Annotated in this window: 12 protein-coding genes; 4 read left to right on the top strand and 8 right to left on the bottom strand. The window is 67.8% G+C overall.

The genetic code is table 11. The features are described 5' to 3' along the window. Window positions 1-201 precede the first annotated feature (201 nt). The 6 genes from ABD808_RS16590 to ABD808_RS16565 all read right to left on the bottom strand — a co-directional run bounded on the left by ABD808_RS16590 (window position 202) and on the right by ABD808_RS16565 (window position 5,639). Complete coding sequence (locus ABD808_RS16590) at window positions 202-714, bottom strand: hypothetical protein (RefSeq protein WP_344897212.1); 513 nt, start codon at window positions 712-714, stop codon at window positions 202-204. After that, window positions 711-1,169: a hypothetical protein gene (locus tag ABD808_RS16585; protein WP_344897209.1), complete on the bottom strand. Its 459-nt coding sequence runs from the start codon at window positions 1,167-1,169 to the stop codon at window positions 711-713. The genes ABD808_RS16590 and ABD808_RS16585 overlap by 4 nt, the downstream gene beginning before the upstream one ends. Next, window positions 1,153-2,550, bottom strand: coding sequence for a hypothetical protein (locus ABD808_RS16580; RefSeq protein ID WP_344897206.1), 1,398 nt, complete (start codon window positions 2,548-2,550; stop codon window positions 1,153-1,155). The genes ABD808_RS16585 and ABD808_RS16580 overlap by 17 nt, the downstream gene beginning before the upstream one ends. Before the next feature lie 268 nt (window positions 2,551-2,818). Continuing rightward, window positions 2,819-3,481 (bottom strand): peptidylprolyl isomerase, encoded by a 663-nt coding sequence (locus tag ABD808_RS16575; protein WP_344897203.1) that lies wholly within the window; start codon window positions 3,479-3,481, stop codon window positions 2,819-2,821. 56 nt (window positions 3,482-3,537) lie between these two features. Continuing rightward, window positions 3,538-4,545, bottom strand: a complete 1,008-nt coding sequence (locus ABD808_RS16570) for an alpha/beta fold hydrolase (RefSeq protein ID WP_344897200.1) — start codon at window positions 4,543-4,545, stop codon at window positions 3,538-3,540. Between the two features lie 47 nt (window positions 4,546-4,592). Next, window positions 4,593-5,639, bottom strand: a complete 1,047-nt coding sequence (locus tag ABD808_RS16565; RefSeq protein WP_344897197.1) for a substrate-binding domain-containing protein — start codon at window positions 5,637-5,639, stop codon at window positions 4,593-4,595. Window positions 5,640-5,704: 65 nt separating this feature from the next. Between ABD808_RS16565 and ABD808_RS16560 the strand changes: the two genes are divergently transcribed. After that, on the top strand, window positions 5,705-6,142 hold the full coding sequence (locus tag ABD808_RS16560) for a MarR family winged helix-turn-helix transcriptional regulator (RefSeq protein ID WP_344897194.1): 438 nt from the start codon (window positions 5,705-5,707) through the stop codon (window positions 6,140-6,142). A 35-nt stretch (window positions 6,143-6,177) separates the two neighbouring features. Here ABD808_RS16560 and ABD808_RS16555 read toward each other — a convergent pair whose 3' ends face one another. Then, window positions 6,178-7,017: an N-acetylmuramoyl-L-alanine amidase gene (locus ABD808_RS16555; protein ID WP_344897191.1), complete on the bottom strand. Its 840-nt coding sequence runs from the start codon at window positions 7,015-7,017 to the stop codon at window positions 6,178-6,180. 390 nt (window positions 7,018-7,407) lie between these two features. On the opposite strand from ABD808_RS16555, the gene ABD808_RS16550 reads away from it, so the two are divergent. After that, window positions 7,408-8,940, top strand: a complete 1,533-nt coding sequence (locus ABD808_RS16550; protein ID WP_344897188.1) for a cellulose binding domain-containing protein — start codon at window positions 7,408-7,410, stop codon at window positions 8,938-8,940. 73 nt (window positions 8,941-9,013) lie between these two features. Here the strand turns inward: ABD808_RS16550 and ABD808_RS16545 are convergent, their stop codons facing one another. Further along, complete coding sequence (locus ABD808_RS16545) at window positions 9,014-9,487, bottom strand: nitroreductase family deazaflavin-dependent oxidoreductase (RefSeq protein ID WP_344897185.1); 474 nt, start codon at window positions 9,485-9,487, stop codon at window positions 9,014-9,016. Between the two features lie 529 nt (window positions 9,488-10,016). On the opposite strand from ABD808_RS16545, the gene ABD808_RS16540 reads away from it, so the two are divergent. Together ABD808_RS16540 and ABD808_RS16535 are read left to right on the top strand one after the other, a co-directional pair. Next, complete coding sequence (locus tag ABD808_RS16540) at window positions 10,017-11,591, top strand: chitinase (protein WP_344897182.1); 1,575 nt, start codon at window positions 10,017-10,019, stop codon at window positions 11,589-11,591. A gap of 10 nt (window positions 11,592-11,601) precedes the next feature. Continuing rightward, a complete protein-coding gene (locus ABD808_RS16535; RefSeq protein WP_344897179.1) occupies window positions 11,602-13,365 on the top strand; it encodes a chitinase in 1,764 nt (587 codons plus the stop codon). Window positions 13,366-13,450: the final 85 nt, after the last annotated feature.

Here is a 13,450-nt window from a genome sequence, read left to right as displayed (position 1 = left end):
ACCCAAAGGCAATCCCAAATGCCCCGTCACCCAACGTTGTACGCGACATTGTCCACACGCCGGTCCAACCCGCTGCAAGATCTGTCGGTGCTCGTCGTAACGCCCGGCAGCCGCGCTCGCAGGGCCGCCACCTGCTCATCCGCTATCGCCACCCCGCGCCATACCGAACCCGCGACACACGTGCGGCCCTCGCGACCGCAATTACGGAGTGGCCGCCCGCTCCTCAACGTCCGGGGCCTGCTGCGCCACAAGCCAACGCCGGGCATAGTCCACCGACTCCCGCAAGAACTCCTCCAGCCCCGGCCCGTCGAGCTGCAGATTTTGGACGAGGTCCAGCAGGATCACGAAGCTGGTCTTCGCCATGGTCTCGTTGTCGGCCCCGAACGGTGGCGTGTCCTTGAAAGTCTTGTCTTGCAGAACGTCACGAATCAGGCCTTCTGCGACACGGGGATTGACCTGCAACGACTCGTCCCCGATGAGGGACTTCCGCAGATCTGAGACGTACTGAATGATTTCCGAAACTGAGAAGGTTGGCGAGAATTTCCGCAGGACCGCCACCACGAACGCCGAATAGCCCATCAGGTTGTGAATCACGATGTCGTTTGGGGCGGTCGGCTCATCGTACTGCCCGGGCTCGTCGTCATCCTCACTCAGAAGGTGGCGGAGAAGATCGATATGCCCGTCTCCCAGCACCAACTCGGAGAGGTCGATCACGATCGCAGTTCCTCTGCGAAGAATCGCGCCTTCCTTAGGAATTCATCGAGTTCATCCGGAGTGAACCCCGCGTCCCCGATCATCCCGGCGAGCAACAGGATCTGACTTCCATGGCCGACATCGCCGCTGATGCTCTTTCGGGCCTCAACGGGAAGCTTACCAAGGGCTACTTTAATCATTATCTCGCCCACGTTCGGATCGAGCTTGCTCTCCTCCTCTTCGAGCCTCAGCCGCACAGAGGTGACAAAGTCAATGATCTCGCCATCATCCGCCGGCCTTCCATCCTTGAGGAAGCGGCGGCGTACGGCTTCGAAGAAGGCCCCGGTGACGAGTGCCGTGTATCCGATGTTGGCCGCCTTCGGGTCGAGCTGGTTCAGTAGTCGTCGGTGTTCATCGCCCTGGCCAGCGAGCTGGGCACGCAGGGCGGCCACCTGATCATCAGTCACTACTGTCATTATTTCTCCTCATAATTTTACGGCCGGTCGCACGAAGGCCCCGCACAAAGCTGTACATCACCATAACAGCAGCCAAAGCCCCCACTGCCGCACTTGGATAATTGGCCGAGTGGTCCGTATTGCCGACTTCGGGAGTGTTTTCTCTCGTGCCAGTACGGAGGTCCGTCGGCGGTCTGTGGTTGGTGAGCTTGAGTGTGGTACTGCTCATACCATCACTGGTACTGAGGGCGTCGTCGGCGTCATTGCCGACATTACGCAGCAATTTCCTCCAGTCCGAGTCCCGCTCCGGATCGGGTTCGCGGAGGTCTTGGGTTTCGTTTATGGGTTGGAGGGGTTCGCCGCGTTCTGCGGTGATTTCTCCGGCGGAGGCGGGGTCCAGGTCGGCGCGGGTCGGCAATCCGGCGAATTGGTCGGTTTCGTTCTCTTCGGGCGCCGGGGATTCGGATTGGTCCTCCGAATTACTACCACGGGTGTCATTGCCGTCGCCGGTGCCGTCCGGCATTTCTTCGTTTCTTTCCGTGCCGTCTGGGAGCGGACGCGGATCGTCACGGTCGGTGGGTAAGCGTTCGCCGTCGTCGGCGGAGGCGTCGTGCGTTCGGTCGTCGGGGCGATCGGTGTCGGGCTTTTCGGGCTCGGGCTCGACTGGGTCAGGCTCGGTTTCCGCGTCGTCCAGGGACTGGAGGTCGTAGTCGTCTGTCGGCGGCTCGGCCTCGGCGCTTTGGTCCTGGGGTGGGACGTCGCGGTCGTTGGGCTGCTCGTCCTCTGGGTCCGGACGGTCTGTTGTGGCCTCGGTGGTGTCCGGCGCTGTGGGCTGGTCTGTGTTCGCGCCTGGTTGCGCCTCAGCGTGGGCGTCCGGCGCGTCTGGCTGGTCGGTGTCGGCTGTCAGTGCTGCTTGTTGTGCTTCTCTTGCTCGTGCTCTTGACTCCGCGCGGGGTCCCAAGGGGACGTCCGGCCATTCGGCGGGCTGCTCTGGGCCGGGCGAGGCTTGGTCGGTGGGCTCGGGGGCGCGCTGGTCGGTGGTTTCCTCGTTGCGCTCTGCTGCGCGTGCCCAGGAGTCGGCGCGCGGCGTGCCTACTCGGTTTGGGTCGTCGTTGGGGTCGAGGTACCGGTCTCGAGTGGGCGGCTCGGTGGTTGCCGGGGGTTCGGGCTCGTCCGGTAAGTCCTTGGCCTGTAACTCTGTGGTGGGGCCGCTTTCCTCTGCCGGGGGATCGTCGTCGCTGGTTTCCGTGGGGGCCTGGGCTGCGGCCTTGCTTTCCAGGCGGGACGGCTGGCCGGGTGAGCCTGGACGGTCCGGTGGCGGCTGGTAGGTGTCGTCGGGCGGCTGTGGCTTGTCGGTCTCGACCTTGGTGTCGGTTCCGCTGGTGTGGTCGACGCCCACCATCAGCCCTTCCGCTGGACGGCACCGGGCCGATCAGCCCGGCAGGGACGTCCTCCGGAACGCGCGGAGACAACCTCCGGAAACGCCGCCCGTCAATGAAATCGCGTGCGCCCGAAAAATGCACCCCTCTGGTTCGGCAGGGCGATCAGACGAAACGCGTTTGCTGATGCGGAGGCCGCCTCCCGGGCGGAAGCTTGTGGTGGGAATGCCGACGAACAATTCGTTGGGCGGGTGCTGTTCGCGAGGGGAGCGGAAGCTTGGCGGGTGTTGGTCAATTCCAGATGAGGACTTTGTGGATCTTGACGGGGTGAGTGGGTTCGCCGTCTTCGGGGCCGTTGGGGCCCGGGGTTATGCCGCCCTTGACAATGCGGTCCAGGACGGGGAGGCCCCAGGTGACCTCGCCCAGGATGGTGTAGGCGGGTGGGATGTCGGCGCGGGAGTGGACCAGGAAGAACTGGCTGCCGTTGGTGTCCGGGCCCCAGTTGCCCATCGCGACTGTGCCGCGCGGGTAAGTCTCCTTGCCAGTCAGTTCGTCGTCGAACTTGTAGCCGGGGCCGCCCTTTTCCGCCGCGTAGATGTCACCGCATTGCAGGACGCCGAGTCGCGCCGAGTTCGTCAGCCGCCAGCAGCGGGTGTGGTCGTAGAAGCGCTGCTGGGTGAGGCTGACGAAGTTGTGCACCGCGCACGGGGCGTTTCGTCGGTCCATGCGGATGGCGACGATGCCGTAGTTGGTGATCAGAGCGACGTCGACCTTGCCGTGCGAGCGCGCCCTGGAGCGGGGTGGGTGCACCCGTTTCGCGGGCGGGTTGTCGGGGGTCGGGGTGAACACGCACCGGGCCACGGAGGGCGCCGGAGACGCCTCGGCGGCTCCCATCTGGAGGAGGGAGGCGGTCAGGGCGACGGCCAGCGTGGGGAAGATCCAGCGCGGTCTCATAGCCTCCAAACTTAGTGATCACCGCACTGGCGGGGTACTGGCAATTCCCGACGAAGTCAGCGGGCGAGGAGCTCCTTCAGGGCGGCGTCGATGAAGGCGGTGTCCACGGGGTTGCTGCCGTGTCCGGCGAAGTGGCCCCAGACGCCGGGGATGACGCGGAGTTCGGCGCCCGGAATGTGCTGGACGGCCCACGCCTCGTCCTCGGGCGGGAAGTACAGGTCCTTCTCGGCGGGCATGACCAGCGTGCGGGCCCGGATGGACGCGAGGGCGGCCTTGGTGTCGCCGTTGAAGCCGGGGGTGGCGCCGACGTCGGAGTTCTGCCACGTCCACAACATGGTGAGGAGGTTGTTGGCGTCGCGGTCGTCCAGGAAGAAGCCCTCCCAGAAGCCGACGAGCCAGTCTTCGAGGGAGCTGTAGCCGAGTGTTTCCCAGAGGCGGTCCCAGTAGAACGCCTGGGAGAAGCCCCAGCCCGCGTAGACGCGGGACGCGGCGCGTAGGCCCGTGGTGGGTGGGCTGGTGTACCAGCCGTGCTCGAACGCACCGTCGGCGGTCAGCGCGGCCTTCACGCCTTCGAGGAACACCTTGTTGTGGTAGCTGCACCGGGACGACCCGCAGAACGGGGCGATGCGTTCCACCATGTCGGGGTAGCTGACGCCCCACTGGTAGGTCTGGCCCGCGCCCATGGACCAGCCTGTGACGAGGGGGATGCGTTCGATGCCGAAGTGTTCGGTGACGAGGCGGTGCTGGGCCTCGACGTTGTCGTACATGGTGACGTTGGGGAAGCGGGCGCGGTCGTAGGGGGGCGGGGTGTTGCTGGGCGAGCTGGACAGGCCGTTGCCGAGCATGTTCGGCACGATGATGAAGTATCGGGACGGGTCCAGCGCCATGCCCTCGCCGATGAGCCACTCGTTGTCCTGGTGGCGTCCGGAGTACCAGGTGGGGTAGACGATCGCGTTGCTCTTGTCCGCCGCCAGGTCGCCGTAGGTCTCGTAGGTGAGCTGCGCCCCGCGCAGGGTCGCGCCGCCTTGCAGGACGAAGTCGCCGAGATCGAACGTCGTGGCCATAAGCCCCCCTTAGTTCCTGCCGAAACTATTTTGTCTTGAATCAATGGTCAAGGGGTGAGCTGGTACAGGACGTCGAACTCCAGCCCGTCGGCGGCGGCGAGGAACACCTTCTGCCGCAGATGCCGGTCGCGGACCTCGACCGGACCGCGCGGACCGTCGTAGCCGAGGCCCTCCGAGACGGCCGTCATCTTGTCGACGTCCAGGTCACCGCTGCGGCGGAACAGCTCGGCGAGCAGCCGGACGCCCTCGTAGCACGACTCCCCCATGCTGTTGAGCGGCGGCGCCTGCGGGCCGAAGCGGCGGTGGTAGCGGGCGCTGAAGTCCAGGCCGTCACCGGTGGGCAGCGACTCGAAGAACCCCGCCGCGGCGAACAGGCCGCGGGTGCCCTCCACTCCCGACGCGAGCAGCATGTTCTCGTCCATCAGCGGGCTGAAGCGCAGTTGGGGCAGCCCGGACGCCCCGAACGCCCGGTTGAACGCCACCGCGTCGTCCCCGACGAGGAGCATCAGGACGGCCTCGCAGCCGCTCGTGTCGATCCGGCGCAGCGACTCGCTGAAATCCTCCGTGCCGAGGCTGACGTAGATCTCGTCGCACAGCACGGCGCCCTGTTCGGCCAGGTAGGACCGGACGGCGCGGGCGGTGCCGCGCGGCCAGACGTAGTCGTCGCCGACGATCGTCCAGCGGCGGACGCCCAGTTCGGACGACAGCCAGCGCAGCGCCGGACGCAGTTGCCCCTCGGGTGTCTCGCCCGTGAGGAAGACGCCGGGCGCGTGCTCCCCGCCCTCGTAGAGCGCGGTGTAGACGTAGGGGACGCGCCCGGCGATGCGCGGCACGAGCCGCTGCCGGACGGTCGAGACGTGCCAGCCGGTGACCGCCTGCACGGCGCCCACGTTGACCAGGTCGGCGACCTGGTCGGCGACCCGCGCGGGCGGGGCGCCGCCGTCGACGACGGTGAGCCGCAGCCGGCGTCCGAGCACGCCGTCCTCGGCGTTGATCTCCTCCTGCGCGAGCCGGGCGCACAGCTCCGCGGAGGGCCCGAAGAGTCCCGCGGGCCCCCGTCGCGGCACCACCAGGGCGACGTCCAAGTCGTCCATGTCCTGGACGTTAGTGGATCCTCGCCCAAAATAGTTTTGAAGAGACGGTAATCTTGGGTCTCGCGATGACTAAAACAGGTATTGCGCAGGACGAGTTGGACCTGCCGCGGGTGCTCGCGCAGGTGGAACGCGGCATCGCGGCCCGGCTCGGCACGGCGCTCAAGGCGGCCGGCTCCACCGTCGAGGAATGGCGCGTGATCTCCCTCCTCGCCGACGGTTCCGGCCACACGATGACCGAACTGGCCGAGTTCGCGCTGCTCCCCGCGCCGACCCTCACCAAGGTGGTCGACCGACTGGTGTCGGCCGGGCTGGTGTTCCGGCGGGTGGACGAGGCCGACCGGCGCAGGGTGCTGGCGTTCCTGTCCGAACACGGCAAGGAGACGACCACTCGGCTGACCGGCGCGATCGAGGACGAGTGGCGCCGGGTACAGGACGCGGTGGGCCAGGAGGAGCTGGCGCTGCTCAAGGTCCTGCTCACCAGGATGTCGGCGCGGCTCGCCTGACCTACGCCCCACGGAATATTTTCCGTGGGAACGAGTCACCGGAAGTAGTTCCCGAGCCCGGTGGCCAGTGCCTCGGCCGCGCGCTGCCGGAACGGGGCGCTGGACATCTTCGCCGCGTCACCCGGGTTTCCCATGTTTCCGCACTCGATGAACACGGCCGGGACCGTGGACATGTTCAGCCCGCCGAGGTCGCTGCGCCGGTCCAACGCGTCCTTGCCACGGTAGGTGGAGTACGGCATGCCGGTGCCGGAGTGGTAGGCGTCCCGGATCGCGGTGCCGAGCCTGCGGGACGGCTTGACGATCGCCGCGTTCTTCCCCACGGCGACGGGCTCGATGACGTGGAACCCGTGGCCGGACGCCGTCGACCCGTCCGCGTGGATCGACAGGGCGGCGTCCGCGTGCGCCCGGTTCCCGATCGCGGCCCGCTCGTCGACGCACGGCCCGACTCCGGTGTCGTTCTGCCGCGTCAGGGTGACCGTGGCGCCCTGGCTCCGGAGCACCTTCACCAGGCGTTGGGCCACGTCCCAGGTGAAGGCGTGCTCGCTGTAGCCCTCGGCGGTGGCGGTCCCCGTCGTGTTGCAGGGCTTGTGGCCGTTGCCGACGAACACCTTCTTGTTGATCACCTCGGGATGGTCGGCGTTGCCGCCGTTGTGCCCCGGGTCGATGACGATGACCTTGCCGCGAACCCCCGCCGGGGCGGGCGGCGGCGTCCCGCCCGGCGACCCCCCGGTGCCCGGCGACGAGCCGCCCATGGTCGGGGACGGCGACGTCCGGTCGTCGGAGGAGCTCCCGCACGCGGCCAGCATCGCCAGGCACAACCCGGCGACGGCCCCGAGCCCCGCGACACGACTGGGACCGCACCCATGAATCCGCACCGGCCATCCCCCCGTGACAGATCGGCTCTCTTCCCTCACAATCTGCGCAGACGAGAGTCGGCTAAACAGGACCGCTCCCTGCACCACTGTCCTGATCTTGCCCAAGGAAAGGTCTCGCGTCGGCAAGAAGTGCCGACATTCTTCGCACAAGGGCGTGGTTCGGTCCATTAGCTGCACTGGGCTGATCACCCGTCGCCCGGACGGGGGTTGCCCGAGGGCGGCGGGCCGATTACCGTTCACGTCGATTAACAGGAAAGTTTCCTATCAGATTCGAGGCAGGCCCCAAATGCCGCGATCGCCCCCCGCCACCCGATTGAGCACGCGCATCGCGACCGACTCGGGGTTCGGGGGATTCCCGCTCGTCCATACCCCTCCTACCCGGGAGTGACATTGAGAAGAAGACTTCTCCCCGGCATCACACTGACCGCAACGTCCGCTCTCGTCCTCGCCATGGTCGCCCCGGTCCAGGCCAACGCCGCCGGGACAGTCACGGCGTCGTTCGCCAAGGCCTCCGACTGGGGGTCCGGCTACGAGGGCAAGTACACGATCAAGAACGAGACCGGAGCGGCGCTCGCGTCGTGGAAGGTCGAGTTCGACCTGCCGTCCGGCTCGACGGTCGGCTCCTACTGGGACGCGCTGCTCACCAAGGACGGGCAGCACGCCACCTTCAGCAACCGCAACTACAACGCGGGCATCGCGCCCGGGGCGTCCGTCACGTTCGGCTTCCTCGTCAACGGCTCCGGAGCGCCGGACGGGTGCGAGCTGAACGACGGGTCGTGTACCGGCGACGACAGCACGCCGGGAGCGCCCTCCGTGCCCGGCGCGCCGTCGGTGACCGCCAAGACCGAGAGCTCCCTGACCCTGGCGTGGTCGGCGTCGTCCGGTGACGTCACCGGCTACCGCGTCTACGAGGGTTCCGACGTCCGCGCGACGGTGACCGGCACCACCGCCACCGTCTCCGGCCTGGACAAGTGCTCCAGCCACACCTACACCGTGAAGGCGTACAACGCCGCCGGTGAGTCGTCCGCCGCGACCGTGAGCGGGACGACGTCCGGGTGCACCACACCGGACGTGGGCAGGCACGCCGCGCCCTACCTGTACCTCGGCTGGGGCAACCCCCCGGACCCGACCACGGTGATGAGCGCGTCCGGCATCAAGGTGTTCACGATGGCCTTCATCCTGGCCCAGAACGGGTGCAACCCGTCCTGGGACAGCCAGCGTCCGCTCAAGGGCGGCGTGGACGAGACCGCGATCAAGAAGATCCGCGCGGCCGGCGGGGACATCATCCCGTCCATCGGCGGCTGGTCGGGTAACAAGCTCGGCCCGAACTGCCAGACGAACGAGGCCCTCGCGGGTGCCTACCAGAAGGTGATCGACGCCTACGGCCTCAAGGCCATCGACGTCGACATCGAGAACACCGACGAGTTCGAGAGCCCGGCCGTGCAGGACCGCATCCTGGGCGCGCTCAAGATCGTCGAGCAGAAGAACCCCGGCATCCAGACCATCCTGACGATGCCCACCCTGACCAGCGGCCCGAACTCGTGGGGCAAGCGCCTCATCGACCGCGCGGCCGAGCTCCAGGTCCCGGTGGACATCTTCTCGATCATGCCGTTCGACTTCGGCGGCGGCTCGGACATGTACGGCAACACCGTCAAGGCGTCCGAGGGTCTGAAGGCGGCGCTGGTGTCGGCGTTCAAGTACTCCGACACGGAGGCCTACACCCACATGGGCATCTCCGGCATGAACGGCGCGTCGGACCAGCAGGAGATGACGACCACCGCGATCTGGACCCAGATCCGCGACTGGGCGAAGTCTCACAACCTGTCCCGGTTCACCTTCTGGGCGGTCAACCGCGACCGTCCGGGTGACAGCGGCACCAACCAGCAGCCGTGGGAGTTCTGCAAGATCACGGCTGGCTTCTAGCCACTTCCCCACGCGGCCCGCGTCCCAGCTCCGGGGACGCGGGCCGCACCCTTCCGCGTGCCCGCTCCGGGCCTCACCGCGTGGTCAGGCGGACGACGGGGTACTCCCGGTCGGACTTGCTCTGGTACTTCGCGATACGCGGCTGGGCGGCCGCGATGCGCTGCCAGGCCTGCTCGCGCTCGGCGCCCTCCAGCCGCTCCGGCGTGACCTCGACGGCGTCCTTGTCGGGCAGCTCGATCGACGCCCGCTCGGGATGCGCCATCAGGTTGGCGAACCAGTCCGGGTGCTGGCTGCCGCCGCCCGAGGCGACCACGAGCCGTGCGTCCTCCCCGTCGGCGAACCACGCCACCGGCGTCTCCCGGGGCTCCCCGCTCCGCTTGCCCACGGTGTGCAGGATCAGGACGTCCATGCTCATGAACGTGCCGTTCCCTCGTCGGATCTTGCGGTTCATCCGCGTGTTCATCCGGTGCTGCATCCACCGCGAGACCGCCCCGGGCGTGCCGGGCCTGCGCTTGTCGTGGCCGCCCGCCTGCTGGCCGTGCGTCATCGTCCGCCTCCACTCGGTTCAGGACGGGATCGCGCCGAGCGGGCGATCCCGAAGCTCGTGGCGGTCACGCTAGCCACGGCGTCCCGACCGGTGCTTCTCGATTCCTGACCGCTCCGTCATGGCCGCCGATACCCGTGCCGTCGCAGGCCACACCCGGTGCGGCGGGGTGCCCCGGGCGGCGGGACGGGCCATGCCCGGGTCGGGAGCCGACGCGTCCGGAACACCGCGAATGGCACACTCGCCGGTTGTTCCGGGTGGCACCTAACACGGGCTAATCGTCGACTAACGCCTGTGAAATGGCGCCGGCATTGGCAGGTAGTGCCGATATTCGCGGGGGCCCGGGCTGGTTCGGTGTACAAGCTGGGGTGGTTGCCCGGCGGGCGTGGACGAGGTTGGGCGAGGGGCTTGCCCAGGTCACGGCGGGCGGTTACCTTGCTTCCAAAACTGATAGGAAACCTTCCTATCAAATAGCGCTGGATTTCGGGGTTCGGGGGAATCCGCCAAGCTTCCGATCGCGATGGAGGAGCCCTTGCGCCCCCGTTCTGCTCTCAGTGTCCTCGCCGTCCTGCTCCTGGCACTGCTCCTACCGGCTCCCGCGTACGCCGCCGACACGGCGACGGCGACGTTCAGCAAGCCGTCCGACTGGGGCTCCGGATGGGAGGGCCGGTTCACGCTCACCAACGGGTCCGGCGCCGCGGTCGACGGCTGGCAGGTCGAGTTCGACCTGCCGTCCGGCACGACGGTCGGATCCTACTGGAACGCCCTGATGACCAAGGACGGGCAACACCTCACGTTCACGGACAGGGAATACAACGCCGCTATACCCTCCGGCGGCTCGGTGACATTCGGGTTCCTTGGGAACGGTCCCGGCGCCCCTGAGAATTGCACGTTCAACGGCGGCTCCTGCGCGGGCGGCGGCGACGGTGATCCCGATCCGGGCGGGCTCGGCGCGCCGAGCGCACCGACGATCAGCGCGCACACCGAGAGCTCGCTGACGCTCGCCTGGCAGGCGGGCACCGGCACGCCGACCGGCTACCACGTCTACGAGGGCTCCACCCTGCGGGCGACCGTCTCCGGCACCACCGCCACGATCAGCGGGCTGGAGAAGTGCTCCACGCACAGCTACACGGTCAAGGCCTACGGCGACGACGGTGAGTCCCCGGCCAGCACGGCCGTCACCGGCTCGACCGACGGGTGCGCGACCGGCCCGCTGCCCAAGCACTTCCTCACCGGCTACTGGCACGACTTCGTGAACTCGGCCCGCGCGCTGAAGCTCTCCCAGGTCCCGGACGAGTACGACGTCGTCGCGGTCGCGTTCGGCGAGGCCACCAGCCGGTTCGGCGAGGTCAGCTTCAAGGTCGACCCGGGTCTGGCCAAGGCGGTCGGCGGCTACACCGACGAGCAGTTCAAGGCCGACATCAAGGCGCTCCAGGCCAAGGGCAAGAAGGTCATCCTGTCGGTCGGCGGCGAGAAGGGCGCGGTCTGGGTCGGCAACGCCAGCGCCGCCGACCTGTTCACGAACTCGGTCTCCAGCCTGATGACCGAGTGGGGCTTCGACGGCGTCGACATCGACCTGGAGAACGGGATCAGCCCGCAGTACATGGGGCAGGCACTCCGCGCCCTGCGCGCCAAGGCGGGCAACGACCTGATCATCACGATGGCACCGCAGACGCTCGACATGCAGTCCACCGGCGGCGCGTACTTCCAGCTCGCGCTGAACATCAAGGACATCCTCACCGTCGTCCACATGCAGTACTACAACTCAGGCACGATGCTGGGTTGTGACCAGGGAGTGGTCTCCCAGGGAACAGTGGATTTCATGACGTCGCTCGCCTGCATCCAGCTGGAGAACGGGCTGCGTCCCGACCAGGTCGCGCTGGGACTGCCCGCGGGCGCCGGTGCGGCGGGCGGCGGAGTCGTCTCGCCGAGCCTGGTGAACAACGCGCTGGACTGCCTGGCCAAGGCCACCAACTGCGGGTCCTTCAAGCCGCCGAAGACCTACCCGGGCATCCGCGGCGCCATGACCTGGTCGATCAACTGGGACGTCACCAACGGCGGCCGGTTCGCGGGGACCGTCGGCCCCCACCTGGACACGCTTCCGTAGAGGGACGGACATGAAGAGGATCTGGGCCCCGGCGGTCCTCACCGCCGGGCTGCTCGTCGGGCTTCCGAGCCCGGCGCACGCGGACAACGTCCTGGCCAACGCCGGTTTCGAGAGCGGGTCGCTCAGCGGGTGGACCTGCGCGGGCGGCTCGGTCGTGAGCACCCCGGTGCGGACGGGCTCGTACGCCCTCGCGGGCGGAGTGAGCACCGGAAGCACCGGGCAGTGCACGCAGACCGTCAACGTCCAACCGAACACGGCCTACTCACTGTCGGCATGGGTTCGCGGCAGTTATGTGTACATGGGCGTGACCGGCGGGACACAGACGTGGACGCCGTCCGCGTCCGACTACACCAAACTGTCCCTGTCGTTCACGACGGGCGCCGACCAGAAGACCGTGGAGATCTTCCTGCACGGCTGGTACGGCAACTCCGCGTACTACGCGGACGACGTCCTGCTGGACGGCCCCGGCGGCGAACCCCAGCCGGGCGTGCCGGGCGCACCCGACGGCCCCAAGGTGGGGACGGTCACCGACGACTCGATCGCCCTGTCGTGGGAACCGGCCTCCGGGACGGTCACCGGCTACCGCGTCTACGAGGGTTCCGCGTTGCGGGCCACCGTGACCGGTACCAGCGCCACCCTCACCGGTCTCGACGCCTGCACCACGCACCGGTACACGGTCGCCGCCTACAACGACGTCGGCGAGTCGGCCAAGTCGGCGCAGGTCAGCGGCAGGACGAGCGGCTGTACCGACATCGGCCTGCCGAAGCACGCGCTGATCGGCTACCTGCACGCGAGCTTCGCCAACGGGTCCGGGTACGTGCGGATGGCGGACGTACCCGACGCCTGGGACATCATCGACCTCGCGTTCGGCGAACCGACGTCGCCGACGTCCGGTGACGTCCGGTTCGACCGGTGCCCGGTCAGCGAGTGCAAGAACGTGGAGAGCGACGAGGAGTTCATCGCCGCGATCCGCGACAAGCAGGCGCAGGGCAAGAAGGTGCTGATCTCGATCGGCGGCCAGGACGGGCAGGTGCAGCTCACCACCACGGCGGCGCGCGACACCTTCGTCCGGTCGGTCTCGGCGATCATCGACAAGTACGGGCTGGACGGTCTGGACGTCGACTTCGAGGGCCACTCGCTGTACCTCAACAGCGGCGACACCGACTTCCGCAACCCCACCACCCCGGTGATCGTGAACCTGATCTCCGCGCTGAAGACGCTCAAGGCGAAATACGGTTCCAAGTTCGTCCTGACAATGGCGCCGGAGACGTTCTTCGTGCAGGTCGGCCACCAGTTCTACGGTGGCGCGGGCGGCGGCGACGGCCGCACCGGCGCCTACCTTCCGGTGATCGACGCGATGCGCGACGACCTGACCGTCCTGCACGTCCAGGACTACAACTCGGGACCGGTCATGGGACTGGACGGCCAGTACCACAACATGGGCGGCGCCGAGTTCCACATCGCGATGACCGACATGGTGAGGGCCGGTTTCACGGTCGCGAACACCGGCCACACGTTCCCCGGGCTGCGGCCCGACCAGATCGCCATCGGCCTGCCCGCCGCGGTCAGCGCGGGCAACGGCTACACCCCGCCCGCGCAGGTGCAGCAGGCCGTGAACTGCCTCGTCAAGGGCACGGGCTGCGGCTCGTACACGCTGCGCGGCGGGACGTCCCCGGGCTTCCGCGGGCTGATGACCTGGTCGATCAACTGGGACAACTACTACAAGTGGGAATTCATGGACAGCCACGAACCATTCCTCAACGGCCTTCCCTAGCTCTTCCCAGCTCTTCCCCAGGCCTTCCGGGCCTTTTCCGAGACGTTTCACCCCGCCGGGAGCCCCCGGGCTCCCGGCGGACCCC

The sequence above is a fragment of the Actinomadura meridiana genome (genome assembly GCF_039537545.1).
Taxonomy (GTDB): Bacteria; Actinomycetota; Actinomycetes; order Streptosporangiales; family Streptosporangiaceae; genus Spirillospora; species Spirillospora meridiana.
This window is presented reverse-complemented; position numbering and strand designations above follow the sequence as displayed.